The following is a 20798-nucleotide window of genomic DNA, read 5'->3' as shown; positions in this document are numbered from 1 at the left end:
AATGCTCTCGCTGAAACCTCCGGCAGCTCCGAGGCCACCGAAGGCGGTGCGAACCCGGCATGCGGGTACGTGGACGACCAGGGCGGCATCCGCCGCCGGAGAACGGTCACGGAGAGAGGCGGCATCGGTTGCGCACTGTAGGAGTAGAGGAGGAGCTCCTCCTCGTCGATCGAGAGAGTGGCGAGCCACGGGCCCTGTCCTCGGCGGTCCTGGCCCGGGCGGCCAAGGACATCGCCGAGACGTCCGGGGGCGCCGAGCGGCAAGCGAACGACTACCGCGACCCCGGGGAAGAGACGTTCGAGAAGGAGCTGACCGGCCAGCAGCTGGAGTTCGCGACCCAGCCCAGGACCAGCATGGACGACCTCATGCAGGAGATCGTCCGGTGGCGTTCGGAGGCGGCGCGGCACGCGGGTGACCTGGGGGCGGGGGTCGCCGCCCTCGCCACCTCTCCCCTGCCGGTCAGCCCCTCGATCAACGTGGGCAAGCGCTACCAGTGGATGGAGGAACAGTTCGGCCTCACCACGCAGGAGCAGCTGACCTGCGGCTGCCATGTCCACGTCTCGGTCGAGTCGGACGAGGAAGGCGTGGCCGTGATCGACCGGATCGGCCCGTGGCTGCCGGTCCTGGTGGCGCTGAGCTCCAACTCACCCTTCTGGCACGGGAACGACACCCTGTACAGCAGCTACCGCAGCCGGGTGTGGGGGCGCTGGCCGATGTCGGGGCCCACCGACCTCTTCGGTTCCGCCGAGCGGTACGAGGAGCGGGTGAGCGCCATGGTCGCCACCGGCGTCCTGCGCGACCGGGGAATGGTCTACTTCGACGCCCGGCTGTCCCACCGCTACCCCACCGTCGAGATCCGCGTCGCCGATGTGTGCCTGGACGCGTCCACGACCGTCCTGGTGGCGACCCTCGCGCGGGCCCTCGTCGAGACGGCCGCACGGGAGTGGAAGGCGGGGCGCCCGCCGCTGGGGCACGGCGTGAGCCTGCTGCGTCTCGCCGGGTGGCGGGCGGCGCGGTCCGGCATGGACGACGCCCTGCTGCACCCGGTGACCATGCTTCCCGTCCCCTGCGAGGAAGCCGTGACCGCGCTCCTGGACCACGTGCGGGACGCCCTGGAGGAATCGGGGGATCTCGACATGGCACGCAAGACGGCGATGAGCCTGCTGGAGCACGGCACCGGGGCCCGCGTCCAGCGGGAGCTCCTGGAACGCACGGGGAGCCTGGGCGCCATGGTCGCGGAGTGCGCCCGCCGGACCCAGGCGACGTGACGCCGCCGCGTCCGCCGTCGCGGCCCTTGCCGCCCCTATCGAATTTCGATACATTCCCATCGTGTATCGATCGAAGGAGCGGTGATGGGAAAGCTGACGGTGGGCGCGTTGCGCGTCGTACTGGTGGCGCTGCTGGCCGGTTCGGTGTTCGTCCAGGCGGTGCTGGTGCCGCTCCTGGCCGCCGACCTGCGGGGGTCGGACGGTGACCTGGCGTCCCGGGGCGTCCCGGTCGTCGTCATCGTGCTGCTCGGCTTCGTCGCGGCCGAGGTCGTCATGGTCTGCGTATGGCGGCTCGTGACGATGATGCGGCGCGGCACGGTGTTCTCCCACGCCTCGTTCCGGTACGTGGATGTCGTGACCGGCGCCTTCGTGGCGGCCGCCCTGCTGGTGTTCGCACTCGGGGCGGTCCTGGCACCCGGCGAGGCCGTCGCGCCGGGTGTGGTCCTGCTGGTGGGCGGGGTCGGCGTGGCGGTCCTGGGGGTCGCGCTCATCGTGCTCGTCCTGCGGATGCTGCTCGCCCAGGCCGTCGCGCGTGACGTCGAGGCGAACCGGCTGCGGGCCGAGCTGGACGAGGTGATCTGATGCCGATCGCCGTCGACATCGACGTGATGCTGGCCCGGCGGAAGATGTCCGTGGGCGAGCTCGCGGAGCGCGTCGGGATCACGCCGGCCAACCTGGCGGTACTGAAGAACGGCCGCGCCAAAGCGGTGCGCTTCACGACGCTCGCCGCGCTCTGCGAGGTGCTGGACTGCCAGCCGGGGGACTTGCTCCGCTGGGAGACCGAGGACGCCGCGGGCGGATGACTCCGGCCGCGACGGCCGCCGGCGCCGCCGTCAGTCGAGGACCGCGGCGGCGTCGATCTCGACCAGCAGACCGGGGGCGGCCAGCGCCGCGACGCCCAGCAGCGTGCCCGGCGGCACCGGTGCGACCCCCAGCTTCGCGGCCGCCCGCGCGGCGCCCTCCAGGAACAGCGGCATCTTGTCGGGGGTCCAGTCGACGACGTACACGGTCAGTTTCGCCACGTCGTCGAAGGATCCGCCGATCTCCGCAAGGGCGGTGCCGATGTTGAGGTAGCACTGCTCGACCTGGGCGGCGAGGTCGCCTTCGCCGACCATGACCCCCTCGGCGTCCCAGGCGACCTGCCCGGCGACGAAGACCAGCTTCGACCCGGTCGCGACCGAGACCTGCCGATAGGCGTCGATCTTCGGCAATCCAGTGGGGTCCACCAGGGTGATGGCCATGGTTCCCGCCTCCTCGCGCTGCGTTCGTGCTCTCCAGTGGTTACTCGGAAACCGTAGGAGAGTGACCGCTGACGTGGAAGAACGCACTTTTTAGTGCCTGGGGAACCTCAAGGTGCCTTCGACCCCCGGGGGGCGGCGCCCGCATCCGGCGACAGGCGGGCGAGGAGGCCCTGCAGGGTGGCCCGCTCCTCCTCGCTGAGCGCGTCCAGCGCCTCATGGGTGGCGTGCATGCCGGCGCGGATCTTCTCCACCGCCGCCACGCCCTCCTCGGAGAGGACGACGTTCTTCACCCGCCGGTCCGTCGGGCTCGGTTCGCGGCGGACCAGGCCGCGGCTCTCCAGGCGGTCGACGATCCCGGTCATGTTCGAGGCGTCACACCGGAACGAGGCGGCCAGCACCCGCATGGGGGCCGGGCCGTTCCGTCGCAGCACGTTCAGCGCCTTGGCCTGGCTGTAGGTGAGCCCCTGCGCCGCGGCAGCCGCGGTGAGGTCTCCGTAGAGGCCCGCCATGGAGACCCACAGGGCGTCGAGCAGCGGGGCGTGGGACGCGCCGGGGCGCACGTCGGGTGTCTCGGGCATGGGACCAGCGTAACCCGAAACTTGACGACTTCAACTTTCGATGTTTACCTCTACCGAGTTACTTGAGGACATCAACCTTCCTGGTTCTTCACTTTCACAGGCTTCAAGTTCCCGCCCTCGCTCCGACGAGGCCGCCATCCCCCACGCGCTCGACCAACGGAAGTAACCCCGTGACATCCACAGCTCGCGCGGCGCACGGACGCCCCGCAGGAGACACCTCGCTCGTCCTGGTCCTCGGCCTCGCCACCATGATCGTCTCGATGATGCAGACCCTCGTCGTGCCGATCATGAGCATCATCCAGGGCGACCTCGGCACCTCCACCGCGAACGTCAGCTGGGTCACCACGGCGACCCTGCTGTCCGCCGCGGTCTTCACCCCGCTCCTCGGCCGCTTCGGCGACATGCACGGCAAGAAGCCCACCCTGGTCGGCGTCCTGCTGCTGATGATCGCCGGATCGGTCCTGGCCGCCACCACCAGTTCGCTGCTGTGGCTCGTCGTCGGCCGCGTCCTCCAGGGCGCCGCCACCGCGATCTTCCCGCTCGCCCTGTCGGTCCTGCGGGAGGAGATGCCCCCGGCGAAGCTGCACGGCGCGATGGCCATGGTCAGCGGGACGCTCGCGGTCGGCAGCGGCCTCGCGCTCGTCGCGGCGGGCCTGCTCACCCAGGGCCCGGACCCCGACTACCACCGGGTGTTCTGGCTCGCGGCCGCTCTGGCGGTGGTGGCCCTCGTAGGCGTTCTGGTGCGCGTTCCCGCGTCGCGGTCCACGACGGGCGGCCGGACCGACTGGCTCGGCGCGGCGACCCTGGCCGCGCTTCTCGTCCTGCTCCTGCTGCCGATCTCGCAGGGCCACGAGTGGGGCTGGACCTCGGGGCGCACCCTCGGCCTGTTCGGCGGCGCCGTCGTGATGGCGGCCGTCTGGACCCTGGTGGAGCGCACGGTCCGCGAGCCCATGGTGGACATGCGGATGTTCGCCCACCGGCCGGTGCTCTTCACCAACCTCGCCGGACTGTTCCTCGGCTTCGCGATGTTCTCGCAGTTCATCGGCGTCGCCTACCTGGTGCAGATGCCGAAGGAACTCACCGGCTACGGCTTCGGGGCCTCGGTCCTGCGGTCCTCCGTCGAGTACCTGCTGCCGGCCACGCTGATCTCGCTGATCGCCGCGCAGTTCGGCGGCATGCTGGTCGGGCGGATCGGGCCGCGGCTCACCCTCGCCACGGGCGCCGTGTTCGGCGTCGGCGGCTTCGCCTGGCTGACCGCCGCGCACGACTCCTCGGCGTCGGTCATCCTCGCCGGGATGCTGATCGGCGTGGCCATCAGCTTCGGTTACGCCGCCATGCCCGCGCTCATCGTGGCCGGCGTCCCGCACCACCAGACGGGCATCGCCAACGGCCTCAACTCCATCTCCCGGTCCGTCGGCAGCGCGATCGCCAGCGCGATCATCACCTCCCTGCTGGCGTCCAAGACGCTGGAGAACCTGCCGGCCGGTGCGCCCGCACTGCCCGCCGAGAGCCAGTTCACGCTGAGCTTCGCCCTTGCCGGGGCGGCGTTCGTCCTGATCGTCGCGGTGGCGCTGGTCGGCCTCGCCCGGGGCGGGACCCGGTCGCGTACGTCGGGGACGGCGGGCGGCGCGGGGACCGAAACGGAGCCCGCTGAGACCGCCGAGCCCGTCAAGGCGGCGGCCGTCACCGCCTGACGCGACGTCAGGACACCATGGGCACGCCCCCCGGCCCACCCCGACCGGACGGTCCACGAGACCCGGTCGGGGTGCTGGTCGGGGGGCGGCTTGCGTGGTGGCGGGGCCGGTTACGGCTTCACTTGGCTGCCACCGAAGGACACCACCAGGCGGCCGTCCGCGGCGAAGGACCACTTCAGCGCGCCGGTGTACGCGGAGCACCGGGAGCCGTTCACACCGGACCAGAACTGGTTCGAGCCGTCCGCGTCGCCGACGACCTTGTCGTTCGAGCCGCTGCCGGTGCGGCAGGAGACGTTGTCCCGGAAGACCGTGGTGCCGGCGTCGAAGGAGAAGTTGCGCTGGGCGTTGCCGACACTGATGTTGCCGGACATCGTCATCTTGCCGGGGTTCCTGTTGTACGTGAACCCGTGCTTGCCGTTGTTGTGGGCGATGCTGCGCTTGATGACGTGGCCGACCGCGATGTCCTCGCCGCCGAGCTTGTAGCCGTTGCGGTCGCCGTTGGCGTTCACGGTGCCGTCGGACAACGTGCCGTTGGTGTGGGCCAGGGAGTCCTCGATGGTCACCGGGCCGATGGGTCCGGTGTCCGTCTTGGTGTAGAGGTCCCAGCCGTCGTCGATGTTGTGGTGGGCGACGGCGTAGCGGAAGACGTTGCCGGGGCCGGTGGTGAGCTTCGAGGCGAAGCCGTCGGCGTCCTCCCCGTCGGAGTCGGCGTTGTCGTGCGACTCGGCGCTCAGGATGAGGTTGTTGGACGGCCACTGGTCGCGCGGGGTGGTGGAGGCCATCCGCGAGAGCTGGAGCCCGGAGTCGCGGTTGAAGCGGGTCACGGTGCGCTCGATGACGTTGCCACTGCCGCCGACGAAGATGCCGTTGTCCCCGGCACGTTGGACGACGATGCCGTTGACGTGCCAGTACGCGCCGTTCACGGCGAGCCCGCGGTTGGCGGGGTCCTCGCTCATGGCCGAGAAGTCGAGCACGGGGGTCTCGCCCGGGTAGGCGGAGAGTTTCGTGCGGGCGGCGGGGGTGCCGTTGTTGCCCGCGGGGATGGTGACCGTCTTCGCGTGGCGGTACGTCCCGCCGCGCAGGTAGATCGTGCCGCCGGGAGTGACCCGGGAGATCGCCGAGGTGAGCGTCGTCGGGTCGGCCTGGGTTCCGGCCGCGCCGTCGGTGCCGTTCGGCGCCACGTACAGGGCCGTCGCGGAGGGCGGCGGGGTGGTCCCGACTCCGTCGGCCTCGACGTAGTCGACGTTGGGCAGACCGGCGGCCGTGGTGGGGCTGAGCCGGACGGTGTTGCTGCCCGAATTGACCGGCACGGTCAGCGACTTCGTCACCCACGTGTCCCACGCGCCGGTGGTCTCGAACGACGCCGACGCGGCCGTCGAGCCGTTCACCGTGATGTTCGCGGGCCGCGCGGTGCCGGATCCGTTGGCGAAGCGGACCGTGAGGGTCGCCGTGCCCGAGGCGGGCGCGTTCACCGTGACCTGTACGTGGGCGCCGACCGCGTTGTCGGCGTTGCAGAAGCCGCTGCCCGAGTAGCCGCCCCAGTCGGAGTCGATGGTGCCGGTGCAGACCGCGGGGGCGTTCTCGGCCTCGTGACGGGTGGGCGCGGCCTGCGCCGTGGTTCCGGACAGAGCGACGAGTGAGCCGGCGAGGAGGCCGACGGACGCGATGACTGGTCTCGATTTCACCGTTCGTCTCCAGGTTGTTGGTCTGAGCGGGGGGTTCGGATGCGTGAACGCCAGAGCGCTCCGGACGCCGCACCCCTGAGGGGAAAGCGCTTTCGCCGGGACGTTAATTGCCTGCCGTGGGCACGTCAATAGACATGTACGTGATTTTGGTTCATGTAGGCGAACATTGCTCAACCGGCTGAAAGGGGGCGCGCACTGCCCCCTCCCCCGTCACCGGCTAAGTCGAGCAGGCGCCGCGTGTCGCCGGTCTCGACCGCCCGTTGGAAGGCCGGAGCGCGGCGCGGGTCTCGGCCGGGGAGAAGGTGCCGCGCGGCCGCCGCGCGGCGGCGTGTGCCCGTGCTCGGTGGGCGATCTGGCGTACGGCGGCGGGGGTCTTGCCGACGGCTTCGTCGATGTCGTCGTACTCCGACTCGGACACCTCGCGCAGCACGAACACCGCACGCTCGGTCGGCGTGAGCGTCTCCAGCACCAACGGCTCGGGCAACCACGGCCCGACGCAGTACTCCTTGCGCCGGCCGAGCGCGCGCAGCCTGTCCAGCGACTGCCGGGTGACGATCCGCACCAGGTAGGCGCGTCAGTCCCGCACGGCGTCGACGGCTCCAACTACCCCGATGCCGAGATGGCCGCCCGCGGCGGGCTCCTGCCCGGCCCGCACGCCAAGCTCGCCGGCCCCGGCCTCCGGGAGTGGCTCGACGGCCAGGCGTGAGGGGAGTCAGGGCGAGGGGCTCGCACCCGGGCCGTTCTCCGAGTCGGTGTCCGGGGCGTTCTCCGAAGCTTTCTCCCAGGCTTTCTCCGAGGCCCGGCTCCGCAGAACGTGCGTGGTGGCCAGTTCGCGGTAGGCCGGGCTGGTGGTGAGGAGTTCGTCGTGGCGGCCGGAGGCCACCGTGCGACCGTCTTCGAGGACGACGATCCGGTCGGCGTGCCGCACGGTGGAGAGGCGGTGGGCGATGACGAGGACCGCGCACTCCCGGGTGACGGCGCTCAACGCCCGGGTCAGCGCCGTCTCGTTGACGGCGTCCAGGTGCGAGGTGTGCTCGTCGAGAAGGAGCAGCCGTGGACGGGCGAGCAGCGCGCGGGCCAGGGCGATGCGCTGGCGTTCGCCCGCCGAGAGGGTGCCGCCGTGGTCACCGAGTCTGCCGTCCAGGCCCCCGGGCAGGCGCCGCACCACGGGGTCGAGCCGGGTCAGCCGTACGACACGGAGGATGTCGTCGTCCCCGGCGTCGAGGGCTCCGTAGGTGATGTTCTCGCGGAGTGTGCCCTCCAGTACGTGGGTGTTCTGGTCCACGAGCGCGATGCCTTCGCGGCACTGCCCGCGGCTCAGGGCCGTCGTCGGGAGGCCGTCGAACCGGATGGTCCCGGCGTCGGGGTCGTACAGGCGCGCGATCAGTGAGAAGAGTGTGCTCTTGCCGGCTCCCGAGCGGCCGACGAGAGCCACGAGTCCGTGGTGCGGCACGGTGAAGGTGGCCCCGCGCAGGACCGGCCGGTCCGGGACGTAGGCGAAGTGGATGTCGGTCAGTTCGAGTGCGGGGGCGGCCGGGGCGCGTGGGGTGGCCGGCGGGGCGCAGGTGGTGCCGCGGCCGGGCCGCTGTGCCGGTTCTTCGGGGAGGGCGAGGACTTCGTCGATCCTCAGGTACGCGCCCGTGCCGCGCTGGATCAGGCCGATGGCACGGAACACCGACGACAGGGGCATGACCAGGTACGAGGCGTACAGCAGGAAGGCGACCAGGTCTCCCAGCGAGTCCGCTCCCCCGCTCCCGACCCGCATGCCGCCGACGACGAGGACGAGCAGGAAGGAGCCCTGGACCGCGAGTTCGACGGCGCTGCTCATGACCGCCGCCAGCTTCGCCGTCCGTACGCCCGACCGGTAGGCCGAGTCCACCCGCTCGCCGATGCGGTGCGCTTCCCGCTCCTCGGCCCGGTACACCCGCACCACCGGCAGGGCGCCGAGGGCGCGCTCCAGTTCCGCGGCGACGGCGCCCACGGAGGTCTGCATGTGCTCCGACGCCACCCGTATGCCTTTCAGGAGCGTGGCGACGACGGCCGCGGCGAGGGCGACCGTCGCCACGACCAGGAGCAGCAGCAGTGGGTCAAGCCAGAGCATCAGCAGCAGCGCCCCGGCCGAGACGAGGCAGCCGGTGAGGAGGTCGACCAGGGCCTGGGACACGACGTCCCGCAGCAGGGTGGTGTCGGCGGTGACGCGGGAGACCAGGTCACCGCGGCGGTGCCGGTCCATCTCGCGCATCTCAAGGCGCAGCAGCCGCGAGACGAGGCCGTGGCGCACCATGCGGACCACGCCCTCGCCCATGCGGTCCAGCAGGAAGCGGCCGGTCGCCCCCGCGGCGGCCTCGGCGGCGAAGAGCCCGGACAGGAGCAGCAGGAACGGCCACAGCACCTCGCCGCGGGCGCTGGAGTCCACGACGTGCTTGGCGACGAGCGGCTGGGCGAGCCCGAGGGCCGAGGCGGCCAGGGTCAGCCCCGTGGCCACGGCGATGCTGGGGCGGTGACCGGCCGTCAGACGGAACAGGGAGGCGACGGAACCTCCCGTCGTCCGGTCCGCGGGCGGCACCGGCCGTCCCGTTCCGCGGCCGTCCGGGCCGGTGCCCGCCGGGGCGTCGTCCGTGACGGCCGTGTCGCTCACGTCCCCGCCCGTCGCGCCGGGGCCACCGTCACCAGCCGCGCGAAGTAGTCGTCAGGGACGCCCTCGCCTACGGGACGGCCGCCGGCCTCGATCCAGGCGTGGGCGGAGAACGGCGGCACCTTGCGCACCCCGGCGCACCAGGTGGGCCAGGTGCCGTGCGTCCGGCACAGCAGGACCGCCCCGAGCGACCTCGGGAGGCAGCCGCGCGGTCCCGCGCAGCGCAGGCTCACCGCGCACAGTGCCTCACGGGCCGCCGCGGCCTGTGCGGGGGTGGCGGGCCGCGCGCCACGGCGTATCCGCTCCAGTACGGCGCGGATGTGCCGCGGCGGCAGGAACGACAGGGCCAGCGCGGGAAGGAGGACGAGGCGGGCGGTCAGGCGCCGGGCGAACGGGACTCCGGTGGGCCGGTCCAGGGCGCTGGGCGTGGTCATGAGACGAGTCCCGCGGTACGCAGGTCGCGGACGAGCGCGGCCACGTCCTGCTCCGCGCGGTCGCGGTCGATGTCGAACTGCGCGACGAGCGCCGTGATGGCGGCCGCCTCGTCGCCGTCGTCCATGAGTGTTCTCACGACCAGCGCGCCCGTGGGGTTGAGTTCCCAGTAGTCACCGGTGCGCTGGTCGAGGAGCACCGTTCCGTACTGTGTCTGTGCGGTGGAGACGTCGGTCGCGAATCGGAGCGTCATGGGATCGGCGTGCCTTTCTGCGGTCTGTGTCATCCGACTCCGCGGCCTGTCATCCGACGGCGGAGCCGGGTCGTGGGGCGTGGTCGTGGGAGCGCAGCCACACCTCGCACGCGATGGTCGAGTAGAGGATGGCGTCGCGCAGGCCCGGCGCGGAGGGCCGCTGCGCGAGTCGGCGCAGTTCCGCGCCGTCCACCAGGCCGAGGCTCTCCAGCCGGGAGTCGGTCCACAGGGTCATCAGGTCGCCCCGGTGGCGGCGCAGCCCGTCCGACGCGTCCATCGATGCCTCGGCCTTGTTGGCACGCCGCAGGCACTCCTCCGGGACGACACCGCGCATCGCTTTGGTGAGCAGCGGTTTGTACTGCCAGGGGGTGACGCGTTCGTCCGGCCGCACCGCCAGGCATGCCTCGATCACGCGGTCGTCCAGGTACGGCGACGCCATGGGAAGCCCCGCCCTGGTCGCCATCCGCTCCCACTGGCGGATGATGCGCGTGCAGGTGCGGATCAGCTCCAGGTCGGTGTGCAGGCCACGGTCCGTGTGCAGGGGCTCGGCCCGCGCGGCCGAGTCCAGCAGGGCCCGGCGGGCGAGCCGTTCCGTCTCGGTGGTCATCCAGGGGAACAGGCGGGGCGACATCCCCCAGCCGAGGCTTCCGGTCACCGAGGACTCCGGCATGGGAGCGCGCAGATGACGGACGGAGTCGGCCAGCCAGGCCGGGTACGCGCGGGAGTCGGCGAGGGCGCGTGCCGTCGCGCCGAGCGGCCAGGTCCACAGGGCGCGGAAGCCCCGCAACTGGCGCAGCGCGAACAGCGGACGGGTGCGCAGCAGCCGGTGGTAGTACGCCTCCGAGCACCAGGCCACGTGGTCGCCGCCGATGCCGGTGAGGTGCACCCGGCTGCCGCGTCCGGCCAGCCACGGCAGTTGCTGGAGGACGCGTGAGCGGTCCATCACCCCGATGGTCGGCTCGTCGAGCAGGTCGTCGATGCCGAGCAGGTCCGAGTAGACCAGGGCCGAGGCGTCGGCGTCCCAGACGACGTGGTCGACCTTCGGCAGGTGCTCCGCCGCCTGCCGGGCCCACGCCAGGTCGGTGTCCGCGGGGTCGCGGCCCGGCCAGGTCGCCGCCACCACGGAGGCGGTGGAGCGGGCGGCCAGGAAGCAGACGGAGGTGGAGTCGAGGCCGCCGGACAGGTCGCAGCTGACCACGCCGCCCGGCCGGGTCCGCACGTCCACGGCCTCGGCCAGCGCCGCGCGGACGGCCGGGGCGCCCCGCGCGAGGGTGCGGGTCGGCTCCGGGGGCCGCCACCAGCGTGAACGGCGGACCCGTTGGCCGTCGGCGGAGACGATCAGGGCCTCCTCCGGGGAGAGTGCCTCGACTCCCTGCCAGACCGAGGTCTCGTACAGCGGATGGGGCACGGGCCACAGGAGCCGGATGGCCAGCTGTCCGGTGTCGGGCTTGCTCCCGAGGGCCGTGGCGAGCAGGTCGGCGCTCGTCGCGGCCACGTGGACGCCGCCGATCCGCGCGTGGAAGACCAGCCGCAGCCCGGAGGCGGTGCCCTGCACCCTGAGCTGCCCGTCGTGGGTGGCCACCAGATGGAAGCTGCCCGGCAGGGACCGGGCGAGGACGTCGAGTTCGGTGAGGTCGCGCATGCGGGCGGCCCTGCGTTCCAGCTGCTGCCGGTCGGCCGCGCACCATCCGACGGCGGCCAGGGCCGTGCCGCCGGCGCGGGCCGTGACGATCTCTGTGCCGGACCAACGGCCGATGAGCCAGGGCCGGCCCGAGGCATGGGCCAGGACGTGGGTACCGGGGTGGCGGAAGAAGCGGGCCGCGGCGGCCGCCTCCTCGCAGTCGGGGAAGACCGCGAAGTGGGCGTCGCCGCGGCCCGGTTCCGCGCTCTCATGCATGTCTGACATGGAGTCGCGTTACCTGCCGGCTGCCGTCAGTTCTTGCTGAGGATCAGACGGTCGTTGCCGTTGCGCTGCAGCAGGCCGGTCTTCTCGCGGAACGAACCCAGTCGGGCGAGTGTCGGAGCCTCGTACGCCTTCTTCATGTCATCACCTCGATGTGAGCGGTGCCATCGGCCTTCCGTGCGGCCGGCGGCGGTGTCTCCAGCTAGCGGCGTGGCACGCGGCACGAGCAAGGTGCGCGGAATAAGTCATATCGACATACTTTGAAGGGCCCGGCCCGGGCGCCCCGCGCACTGCCGGTCGCCCACGGCCTGAGCGGACGGGGGTGGCGTGGGGAGGCGATCGCGGCAGCGGATGCGTCCGACCTGCACGGTGCCGTCGGAGCGCCGGCCGAGGCGGCGGCCGGGCCGCGCACGGGGAGGTGGGGGCGCCGCCCGGCGCACTGCGCGCCGGCTACGCAACCGGCACCGGGAACGGATGCGGTGCGCCGGTCCCGGCGAGCGGCTCCCGAGGCGTTCGCGGCCTCGCGTCAGGCGAGGCCGACCCGCGCATGACACTGCTCGACCGCCGGCCGCGGGTCGCGTGCGTAGGTGCCGTCGCCGAACAACTCGAACGTCATCCAGCGGTCGTACCCTCGCCGGTCGAGGGCCGACAGGTACTCGTCCAACGGCAGCTCCCCGTCGCCCCACGCGAGGTGTCCGGCAGGCCGCCCGTCGATGAGGTGGACGTGCCGGACGCGGTCGCCGCCGAGTGCCTCGAAGGCGTCGTCGACATTCTCACCGGCCACGGCCATCGTCACGGTGTCCAGGACGGCTCCGAGGTTCGCCGCGCCGATCTCGTCGAGCATGGCCGCGAGCGTGCGGGAGTCGTTGACCAGGTTCGACTCCACGCGCTGCAAGGGTTCGAGCACGCACTCCACGCCGAGGGCGCCGGCGTACGCGGTGATCTCACCGATCGCGTCGGCGGAGCGGCGCCAGGCGGCGCCCGTGGCTTCGTTCTCGTAGCCGCGCCCGGGGGTCAGGAGGAGCAGTTCGGCGCCGAGTTCGACGCACAGTTCGGCCGCGCGGCGGAACAGGGCGATGCTCTCGGCGCGCAGCCAGGCGACCGGGGAGGCCACGTTGACCGGATACGTCACCTGCTCGGGGGTGAGGCAGTACACGCTGAGTCCGCGCGCCTCGATGGAGCGGCGGATGCTCCGTGCGTCGGCGTCACGGAGGCGCGGGATGTGCAGGTGCGGGGCGATGCCCCACAGTTCGAGCTTCTCGCGCCCGAGGTCCGCCGCGTCGTCGAGGAAGGTGTCGAACGGCAGGTGCTGGTAGGCGAAGTTGGACCCGGTGATCTGCCGGGAGGAGAGGGCCATGAGGCTGCGGGGCTCCTGTCACGGGTGGGGCGTTCGGTCACTTTCCGATGCCGTCGGCGAGGCCCTTGACGATGTAGCGCTGGCCGAAGAAGAACAGCAGCACCACCGGGACCGCGGCGATCGCCATGCCGGCGAAGACGACGGGGAAGTCCGTGCCGTGCTTGCTCATGAGGCTGGTCAGTCCGACGGGGAGGGTCTGGACGTCGCTGCCGTTGGTGAACACCATCGCGAAGAGGTACTCGTTCCAGGCGAACAGGACGTGCAGCAGGACGGTGGAGGTGATGATCGGCTTGCACATCGGCAGGATGATCCGCCAGAAGGCGGTCCAGCGGCCGGCGCCGTCGATCTCGGCCGCCTCGTCGACCTCGCGCGGGAGGTCGATCATGTAGGCGCGGATGAGGAAGGTGGTGAACGGGATCCGGAAGGCCGTGTACAGGATGAGCAGCGCCCAGTAGCTGTTGTACAGGCCCATCGACTGGAACATCTGCACCAGCGGCACCAGCGCCACGGTGGGGGTGAGCATGAGCCCACCGAGGATGACGGCGGTGAGCACCTTGTTGAGCGGGATGTTCACCCGGGTGAGGCCGTACGCGGCCCAGGCGCTGATGAAGACGGTCGCGACCGTCGACGTCACCGTGACGAGCACACTGGCCGTGAGGTAGTCGCTCACCCCGCGGTTCCACGCCTTCTGGTAGTTCTCGAAACTCCAGGTGTCCGGGAGCGCGAAGGGGTTGTCGAAGAGTTCGGCGTTGCTCTTGAAGCCGTTGAGGACCATCCACAGCAGCGGATAGAGCACGACCACCGCGAGGCCGAGCAGGAAGGCCCACATGAACAGGCGCGCGATCACGCCGAGGAAGCCGAGACGAGTCACCATTCCACCCTTTTCCTACGGGTGATCCACAGCTGCGCCATGGCGATGGTGAGCGTGATCACGAAGAGCACGGTGCCGATCGCCGCGGCCGACCCGAAGTCGTTGCGTACGAAACCGTTGCGGTACAGCCAGGTGCCGAGCACCTGGGTCGAGTTGTTCGGGCCACCACTGGTCATCACCATGACCTCGTTGAACACCTGGAACGCGCCCGAGACGGTCACCATCACCATGAGGCCGGTCATCTCGCGCACCAGCGGCAGCGTCACCTGGAAGAAGCGGCGCACGGGTCCGACGCCGTCGAGGGCGGCCGCCTCGTACAGCTCGGCGGGGATGCGCTGGATCGCGACGGCGAAGAGCAGGGTGCAGTACCCGAAGCCCTGCCACTGGCTCATGGCGATGACGGCGAACATCGCCGTGCTCTCCTGGCCCAGCCACGGCTGGGCGAACTCCCGCAGCCCGATCGCGTCGAGCACGTGGTTGAGCAGGCCGATGTTGGGCTCGTAGACGAAGTAGAAGAGCAGTCCGGCGACGGTCAGGGAGATCGCCGCGGGGATGAAGTAGACGGCGCGCAGGGCGCGTTGCCATCGCTCGCGGCGGACGCTCTCGACGAGCGCGGCGAGCAGCAGCGCGCCGAAGACCTGGAACACGATGGAGAGGACCGCGTACCAGAGGTTGTTGGCGAACGACGACCAGAAGACCGGATCGTCGAAGAGGCGTCGGTAGTTCTCCAGGCCGACGTACTCCTGGTCACCGCTGTAGATGTCCCAGGTGAGCGTGGAGAACCCGAAGTTCTGCACGAGCGGCAGATAGACGAAGACTGCGAGCATGACGAGGGCCGGAATGACCCAGGCCAGCCCGAGTGCCCTTCGGCACATGGTGCGCACCAGCATGTTTCCCTTCGGGAGCACGGGCTATCGGGCCGACTCGGAGGCCCGGCGCACGCTCTCGAGTACCTTCTCGGGAGACATGCCGCCGCTGATCAGCGCCTCGCCGCCGGCCAGCCAGGCGTCGGCGACCTCCGGAGCGGTGACCATGTCGAGCCAGCCGACCAGGCCCGGCGCCCCGTTGACCTTCTTGATGCCCTCGAAGACGGCCTTGCTCGACGTGTTCGGGGTGACGGCCCCGACCACCGTGCTGGGCTGACCGTACGGCGGCGAGGAGAGCGTCGCGGCGTTCTTCGGTCCGGTCACGAACTTCATGAAGTCGACGGCGAGGGCCGCGCGCGGCGAGCGCGCGTTGACGACATAGCCCTCAGGCGCCCCCTCGATCACCTTCGGGTCCCCCTTCGCGCCGCGCGGAGCGGGCAGGGGAATGATCCCCAGGTCCTTCGGCTTGAGGGAGCCGCCCGAGGTCGTGCTGTCGAATTCGAGGATCTCCTGGTAGTACATCGCCGCCTTGCCGCGGGCGAACGCCTCCTGCGCCGAGGTGTAGAGGACGCCGTTGGTGCCGCCCCGGGTGTCGGTGCACGAGTCGACGAGGGTCTTGAACTGCCGCAGGGCGGTGAGGTATCCGGGGTCTTCGAAGGTCGCCGTCTCGGGGTGGTTGTCGGCCTCACGGACGGCGGCGGGCACGTTGTACGCGAAGAGCTGCTGCAAGTAGTGCAGCGCGGGCCAGCCGTCCTTGTTGCCGAAGGTGATGGGTTCGTATCCGGCCTCGCGGAGGTCGGGGCAGCTGTCGATCAGCTCGTCGAAGGTGGCCGGGACCTCGACACCGGCGTCGGAGAACGCCGCCTTGTTGTAGCCCATGAACTTGCCGTTGTTGTAGAGGGGTATGCCGTAGTACTTGCCCTGGTGGGCGAAGGCGGACAGGGACGACTTGCTGAAGGTCTTCCCCCAGGTGGTGCCGGGACCGATGACCTCGGTGAGGTCCGCGGCCCGGCCGCCGCGGATGAAGTTCTCGGCCCAGTTCCCGGTCCAGGTGAAGTAGATGTCGGGCAGGGCGTTGGAGGCCGTGAGCGTCTTGGCCTTGTCCTTGATGCTCTGGTCGGTCTCCTGGATGAGCTCCACCTCCACTCCGGGGTGCTGCCGCTCGTAGGCGGCGGCGAGGTCCTCGAAGTAGGGGCTGAGCGGGTCCCCCGCGAACTTGGTGAGGACGCTCAGGGTGCCGGAGAACTCCGGCTCGGCGCCGACATCGGCCACCGGTGCTCGGGGCGGCCCGGCGAAGCAGCCGGTGAGGGCGAGCACCGAGGCCCCGAAGAGTGCCGCGTACCTCGTCGTCGCACGAGCGCGCATGGGCTTCCTTTCGCTCGGAAGGGGACCGCCGGTGCCGCCGGGCACCCCGGATCCGCCGCGGAATCCGTGACGTGGACCGCTTTGTGTGCGGCGACTGTACAGAGAATCTGATACCGGTACCAGAGTTGAGGCGGAGAACTTCCGCGGGACCCGGGCCGGCCCTCCCCCGGCCCTTCCGCCGAAGACCTACGACGGCTCAAGAACCCGCAGCTGAGGGCTGGTTAACGGGTGGCCTCCCGGCGCGGGGGCGGCTCCTCGGTGTTGACGCCCCCGATCTCTTGTGCCAGCGTGAGGCTCGCGTGATACCGGTATCAGGTCGCTCAGCGCCGCCGGCCGCATCCTCCCCGAAAGGACCCGCAGATGCTCGGATTCAACGAGCCGGAAGTTCTCTCCCAGCTGGCGAGCACGGTGGCCCTGCGCCCCAGCATCGAAGAGCTCGCCGACCGCCTCGTGGACGAGGGGTTCGACCGAATCTTCCTCGTCGGCGCCGGTGGCACCTACGCCCAGATGTGGCCGTACGAGCACCTCGCCCGGAGCCGTTCGACGCTCCCCGTGCGTGCTGTGATCGCCGCGGAGCTGGTCGCCTCCGGCGACGCCACGCTCGGCGAGCGTTCGGTGGCCGTCTTCACGTCCGTGTCGGGCACGACGGAGGACAGCCTCAGCGCCATCGAGTTCTGCCGGTCCAAGGGCGCCCTCACGGTCGGCTTCACGGGGTACGCCGACTCCCCCGTCGCCAAGAGCGTCGACGTCGCCCTGGTGTCGGAGCCGAAGGCATGGCCCTTCGACCCGCAGATGCTGCTCTTCATGGGCCGGTTGCTCGCACGGCGGGGCGAGTTCGCGGACTACGAGAAGTTCGCCGACGAGCTCGCAAGCGTTCCGCGCCTCATGGTCGACGTGGCGAAGCAGGCCGATCCGGCCGCGAGCACCTTCGCCGAGACCCACCAGGACACCGACTACCACTTCCTCGTCGGCGGCGGGAACCTGTGGGGATTCACGTACCTCTACTCCATGTGCATCCTGGAGGAGATGCAGTGGCTGCGCACCACCCGCGTGCACAGCGCCGAGTTCTTCCACGGCTCCCTCGAACTGCTCGAAGAGGACACAAGCGTGATGGTCTTTCAGGGGGAGGACGAGACACGGCCGTTGACGGACCGTGTCGAGGCCTTCGCCAAGCGCATCTCCCGCGACGTGACCGTCTTCGACACACGTGACTACGCGCTGGAGGGCATCAGCCCCGAGTTCCGCGGCCTCCTCGCGCCGCTGGTGCTCGACACCGTGATGGGCAGGGTGAGCAAACACCTGGAGCGGGTGCGTGACCACTCGCTGGACCTGCGTCGCTACTACCGCGTCATGGACTACTGACGGATCCGGTCCGACGGGCCCGCCGCCCCTCCCCCGGCACCGCCTTCGGCCGGGCGGAGGCGGCGGGCTCCGCCCTCCGGCACCGGGCGCGCCCGTCCGTGCCGCTCACTCCCGCTCCGTGGCCGACCGCCCGGCGCCGCCCCCGCATCGCCCCTCGCACAGGAGAGCCCTCATGAAAGTCCTCGGCTTCGGCGACAACATCGTCGACCGGTTCGTCGACCGCGGTATCGACTATCCGGGCGGCAACAGCGTCAACGTGGCCGTGTACGCCCGGCGGCTGGGCGTCGAGGCCGCCTATCTCGGGGTCTTCGGCGACGACGAGCTCGGGTGTTTCCTGCGGGAGTCCATCGGCGCCCAGAATGTGGCCATGGACCACTGTGTCGTACGCGCGGGCGAGTCCGGCCTGTCCACCCTGCGCGTCGACGACGGCGAGCGCGTGTTCCTCGGCTGGAACGGCGGCGGCGTCACCGTACGGGAGCCGCTCCTGCTCGACGCCGAACTGACCGCGTACGTCTCGTCGTTCGACCTCGTGCACTCCAGCGTGTACTCCCGGAGCGAGGGCGAACTGCCCGCGCTCGCCCGGTCCGGCCCTCTCGTGATGTTCGACCTGTCGAGCGAGGACGAGTACCGCACCCCCTCCTACCTCGACCGTGTCTGCCCCTACGCGGACCTGGTCCTGCTGTCCTGCTCACACCTCGACGAGGCGGCGACCCACGCTCTCCTGGCGGAAGCCGTGCACCGGGGCGCCACGATGGCGCTCGGCACCCGTGGCGTCGGGGGGGCGATCGCCCGCACGGAACGCTGCGGCGTCACGGCGCCCGCGCGGGAGCCGGACGGCGCGAAACCGCTCGTCGACACCATGGGCTGCGGTGACGCGTTCCTCGCCGGTTTCGCGGTCTCGCTGGTACGCGAGGGCTGGGCCGCGCACACCCCGCCGCACCGGGAGGCGATCGAGCGCGCGCTGCGTGACGGGGCCGACGCCGCGTACGAACAGTGCTTCGTCGAGGGAGCCTTCGGTCACGGCCGGCCCGTCGGACGGCCCGCTGTGTCTAGCATGTGGCGAGCCATCGACCAGGAGAAGTGAGGTACGGAAGCCGATGCCAGCAGACCGGGGCCGCCCGCCCGCGCCGCCGACGATCTCGGAGGTGGCCGCCGAGGCAGGCGTCGGCCGCGCGACCGCGGCGCGCACCCTCGGCGGGTACGGATACGTCAGCCCCGAATTGAAGAAGCGTGTGCTCGCGGCCGCCGAGAAGCTCGGCTACCGCGCGAACGCGCTGGCGCGGAGCATGTCGACCGGGGTGAGCCACACTCTGGGCGTCGTCGTCGCGGACATCGGCAACCCCTTCTTCGCGGGCATGGTGCGCGGCATCTGTGACGCCTCCCGCGCACGGGGCTTCGACACCATCGTGCTCAGCACCTACGAGGACCTCGACGAGGAGATCGCGGCGACCGGCGTGCTGATAGACAAGCGCGTGGACGGTGTCATCATCGCCTCGGCCGCTGTCGGCCGCGGCGAGGTCACACATATCCGTACGGCCCTGAAGCAGGGTGTCCCGGTCGTGCTGGTGGACCGGGCGGTCGGTCCCCTCGATCTCGACACCGTCGTCATCGACAACAGGGACGTGGCACGTGAAGCCGTCGAGACGCTCATCGCCGCCGGACACCGCCGCATCGGCTTCGTCTGGGGGCCACCGGTGGCGCAGGCACCGGCCACCCGGCGCGCGCTGCTCGCCGCGGCGGCCCGCAACGTATGGACGGACGGGGAGCGACTGCGCGGCTACCTCGACGCGCTGGACGACGCGGGTATCCCCTTCGACCCGGAGCTGGTGATGGTGGGGCCCAAGACCGAGGAGCACGCGACCGAGGAGGTCGGTCGCATGCTCGCCCTGCCCCACCGCGCCACCGCGCTGTTCTGCACGGAGACCGACGCGATGACGGGGGCGCTGCGGGCCATGCGGGCACGGAAGTTGTCCTATCCCGGCGACCTGTCGCTGATCGGCTTCGACGACAGCGCGTGGGCGGCGGTCATGGACCCGCCCCTGACGATGATCGAACAGCCGGTGCGCCGACTCGGCGCGAAGGCGGCCGAAGTCCTGCTCGACTCGCTCGAAGGAGCGGAACCCCGCCGCGAGACGCACACGCTCCAGGCCCGCCTCGTCGTACGCTCCTCCGTCGCCCCGCCGCCCGCGCGCTGAATCTCCGGCGGATGGGTGTGGGCGACCCCGCTCCGGCAGATGCGCGGGGACGGCTGCTGCGAGTGGCTGCGTACGCAGCGTGTCGTGGGCCGTTCAGCGTGGAGGCTGGCGTTAGGTGACGTTAGCTCGCGTGAGCTTCCCGGCGGCCCAAGGAGTGGGAGGACAAGACGGTGGCACTGGACGCGGAGGAGAAGTCGTTCCTCGAGAAGGCCGCCTATGTGGTGACCCCCGGCTCGGTCGTCATCGGGCTGCTGTACTACATCGGGAACACATACCGCAGCGCCTACTACTCCTACTTCGGCATCTCCACCCGTGACCTCCAGCTCACCATGCAGGACTACCTGCTCGACAGCCCCACCGCGCTGTTCCTGCCCTTGTGGATCGCGCTCGTCCTCGGGCTCATCGGGGTCGTCCTGTTCCGCCGGGTGGAGCGGTGGCTGTCGCACCAGGCGACCCTGCGGCAGCGGCTGATCGGGTCCCGGGTGGTCGCCGGCCTGGGTGCCGTGCTGCTGCTGGTCAGCTTTCCCGTCCTGCTGGAGCCGACGTGGTGGCAGCGCGGAGTGCTGCGGGGCCTGCCCCGCAGCTGGCTGCGCGAGCTGATGCCGCCGATGGTGGTGGCCGTAGGGGCGCTGCTGCTGCTGTTCGCGATGTATCTGCGGCGTGGTCCCGAGCGCCGCAGGGACCGCTTCTGGAGCATCACGGAGGGGCTGCTGCTGGCCGCGGTCGCGATGATCCTGTTCTTCGACATGTCGCGCTACGCGTACGGGGCGGGTATGTCCCGCGCGGAAGACGACGCCGAGCACGGCTACCGGGGAAGCACGCCCGTACTCGTCCACTCGCGGACGCCGCTCCACCCCGCCACCGCCGGGCCCAAGCTGGTCAGCTGCGAGGACCGCGGGCCGAAGTTCCGGCCGTACCAGTACAACTGCCGGGGCTTCCGCATCCTCGCGAAGTCGGAGACCCGGTACTTCCTGGTGCCGCGGAGGCGGCCGCCCGACGGTGACATCACCTACATCCTGCGCGATGACGCCAACGTCCGTGTGGAGGTGCTCGGCAAGGAACGGGGCTGATCCGCGACCCGTACCAAGGCCGT

At 70.9% G+C, this 20798-nt stretch carries 20 protein-coding genes and 1 pseudogene; 8 read left to right on the top strand and 13 right to left on the bottom strand.

Annotation, left to right across the window (positions count from 1 at the left end):
• The first annotated feature begins 128 nt into the window (after positions 1 to 128).
• The 3 genes from KKZ08_RS35010 (at position 129) to KKZ08_RS35000 (ending at position 2071) form a co-directional block, all read left to right on the top strand.
• Positions 129 to 1268 (top strand): glutamate--cysteine ligase, encoded by a 1140-nt coding sequence (locus KKZ08_RS35010; protein ID WP_223778251.1) that lies wholly within the window; start codon positions 129 to 131, stop codon positions 1266 to 1268.
• A gap of 84 nt (positions 1269 to 1352) precedes the next feature.
• Complete coding sequence (locus KKZ08_RS35005; protein WP_223778250.1) at positions 1353 to 1850, top strand: DUF2975 domain-containing protein; 498 nt, start codon at positions 1353 to 1355, stop codon at positions 1848 to 1850.
• Positions 1850 to 2071, top strand: coding sequence for a helix-turn-helix transcriptional regulator (locus KKZ08_RS35000; RefSeq protein WP_223778249.1), 222 nt, complete (start codon positions 1850 to 1852; stop codon positions 2069 to 2071). Before KKZ08_RS35005 ends, KKZ08_RS35000 begins: the two co-directional genes overlap by 1 nt.
• Before the next feature lie 30 nt (positions 2072 to 2101).
• Here KKZ08_RS35000 and KKZ08_RS34995 read toward each other — a convergent pair whose 3' ends face one another.
• Positions 2102 to 2509: a RidA family protein gene (locus tag KKZ08_RS34995; protein ID WP_223778248.1), complete on the bottom strand. Its 408-nt coding sequence runs from the start codon at positions 2507 to 2509 to the stop codon at positions 2102 to 2104.
• 107 nt (positions 2510 to 2616) lie between these two features.
• Complete coding sequence (locus tag KKZ08_RS34990) at positions 2617 to 3087, bottom strand: MarR family transcriptional regulator (RefSeq protein ID WP_223778247.1); 471 nt, start codon at positions 3085 to 3087, stop codon at positions 2617 to 2619.
• 170 nt (positions 3088 to 3257) lie between these two features.
• Between KKZ08_RS34990 and KKZ08_RS34985 the strand changes: the two genes are divergently transcribed.
• A complete protein-coding gene (locus KKZ08_RS34985; RefSeq protein WP_223778246.1) occupies positions 3258 to 4781 on the top strand; it encodes an MFS transporter in 1524 nt (507 codons plus the stop codon).
• A 110-nt stretch (positions 4782 to 4891) separates the two neighbouring features.
• Here KKZ08_RS34985 and KKZ08_RS34980 read toward each other — a convergent pair whose 3' ends face one another.
• The 11 genes and pseudogenes from KKZ08_RS34980 to KKZ08_RS34930 all read right to left on the bottom strand — a co-directional run bounded on the left by KKZ08_RS34980 (position 4892) and on the right by KKZ08_RS34930 (position 16148).
• On the bottom strand, positions 4892 to 6466 hold the full coding sequence (locus tag KKZ08_RS34980; RefSeq protein WP_223778245.1) for a carbohydrate-binding protein: 1575 nt from the start codon (positions 6464 to 6466) through the stop codon (positions 4892 to 4894).
• Positions 6467 to 6687: 221 nt separating this feature from the next.
• Positions 6688 to 7079: pseudogene (locus KKZ08_RS34975) on the bottom strand (sigma factor-like helix-turn-helix DNA-binding protein); the annotation flags it as partial.
• Between the two features lie 99 nt (positions 7080 to 7178).
• Positions 7179 to 9032 (bottom strand): ABC transporter ATP-binding protein, encoded by a 1854-nt coding sequence (locus KKZ08_RS34970; protein ID WP_223779319.1) that lies wholly within the window; start codon positions 9030 to 9032, stop codon positions 7179 to 7181.
• 68 nt (positions 9033 to 9100) lie between these two features.
• A complete protein-coding gene (locus tag KKZ08_RS34965) occupies positions 9101 to 9535 on the bottom strand; it encodes a lasso peptide biosynthesis B2 protein (RefSeq protein ID WP_223778244.1) in 435 nt (144 codons plus the stop codon).
• Positions 9532 to 9786, bottom strand: coding sequence for a lasso peptide biosynthesis PqqD family chaperone (locus KKZ08_RS34960; RefSeq protein WP_223778243.1), 255 nt, complete (start codon positions 9784 to 9786; stop codon positions 9532 to 9534). Before KKZ08_RS34960 ends, KKZ08_RS34965 begins: the two co-directional genes overlap by 4 nt.
• A gap of 49 nt (positions 9787 to 9835) precedes the next feature.
• Positions 9836 to 11692 carry a lasso peptide isopeptide bond-forming cyclase gene (locus tag KKZ08_RS34955; protein WP_223778242.1) on the bottom strand — a complete coding sequence of 619 codons (1857 nt, stop codon included), beginning with the start codon at positions 11690 to 11692 and terminating at the stop codon, positions 9836 to 9838.
• Between the two features lie 26 nt (positions 11693 to 11718).
• Positions 11719 to 11829: a keywimysin-related RiPP gene (locus KKZ08_RS34950; RefSeq protein ID WP_223778241.1), complete on the bottom strand. Its 111-nt coding sequence runs from the start codon at positions 11827 to 11829 to the stop codon at positions 11719 to 11721.
• 386 nt (positions 11830 to 12215) lie between these two features.
• Positions 12216 to 13046 (bottom strand): TIM barrel protein, encoded by an 831-nt coding sequence (locus tag KKZ08_RS34945; RefSeq protein ID WP_223778240.1) that lies wholly within the window; start codon positions 13044 to 13046, stop codon positions 12216 to 12218.
• Positions 13047 to 13083: 37 nt separating this feature from the next.
• A complete protein-coding gene (locus KKZ08_RS34940) occupies positions 13084 to 13920 on the bottom strand; it encodes a carbohydrate ABC transporter permease (protein WP_223778239.1) in 837 nt (278 codons plus the stop codon).
• Positions 13914 to 14807 carry a sugar ABC transporter permease gene (locus KKZ08_RS34935; RefSeq protein WP_223778238.1) on the bottom strand — a complete coding sequence of 298 codons (894 nt, stop codon included), beginning with the start codon at positions 14805 to 14807 and terminating at the stop codon, positions 13914 to 13916. The genes KKZ08_RS34940 and KKZ08_RS34935 overlap by 7 nt, the downstream gene beginning before the upstream one ends.
• A gap of 21 nt (positions 14808 to 14828) precedes the next feature.
• Positions 14829 to 16148 carry an extracellular solute-binding protein gene (locus KKZ08_RS34930; protein WP_223778237.1) on the bottom strand — a complete coding sequence of 440 codons (1320 nt, stop codon included), beginning with the start codon at positions 16146 to 16148 and terminating at the stop codon, positions 14829 to 14831.
• 360 nt (positions 16149 to 16508) lie between these two features.
• Between KKZ08_RS34930 and KKZ08_RS34925 the strand changes: the two genes are divergently transcribed.
• The 4 genes from KKZ08_RS34925 to KKZ08_RS34910 all read left to right on the top strand — a co-directional run bounded on the left by KKZ08_RS34925 (position 16509) and on the right by KKZ08_RS34910 (position 20775).
• The gene (locus tag KKZ08_RS34925) at positions 16509 to 17510 is read left to right on the top strand and encodes an SIS domain-containing protein (protein WP_223778236.1); all 1002 of its coding nucleotides are present in this window, start codon (positions 16509 to 16511) and stop codon (positions 17508 to 17510) included.
• A 172-nt stretch (positions 17511 to 17682) separates the two neighbouring features.
• Positions 17683 to 18594, top strand: coding sequence for a PfkB family carbohydrate kinase (locus tag KKZ08_RS34920; RefSeq protein ID WP_223778235.1), 912 nt, complete (start codon positions 17683 to 17685; stop codon positions 18592 to 18594).
• A 13-nt stretch (positions 18595 to 18607) separates the two neighbouring features.
• On the top strand, positions 18608 to 19705 hold the full coding sequence (locus KKZ08_RS34915; RefSeq protein WP_223778234.1) for a LacI family DNA-binding transcriptional regulator: 1098 nt from the start codon (positions 18608 to 18610) through the stop codon (positions 19703 to 19705).
• A 170-nt stretch (positions 19706 to 19875) separates the two neighbouring features.
• Positions 19876 to 20775 carry a hypothetical protein gene (locus KKZ08_RS34910; RefSeq protein ID WP_223778233.1) on the top strand — a complete coding sequence of 300 codons (900 nt, stop codon included), beginning with the start codon at positions 19876 to 19878 and terminating at the stop codon, positions 20773 to 20775.
• The last annotated feature ends 23 nt before the right edge of the window (positions 20776 to 20798 follow it).

The organism is Streptomyces sp. 135, assembly GCF_020026305.1.
Classification (GTDB): domain Bacteria; phylum Actinomycetota; class Actinomycetes; order Streptomycetales; family Streptomycetaceae; genus Streptomyces.
Note: the sequence above shows the minus strand (reverse complement) of the source record. Positions and strands in the feature narration are given on the sequence as shown.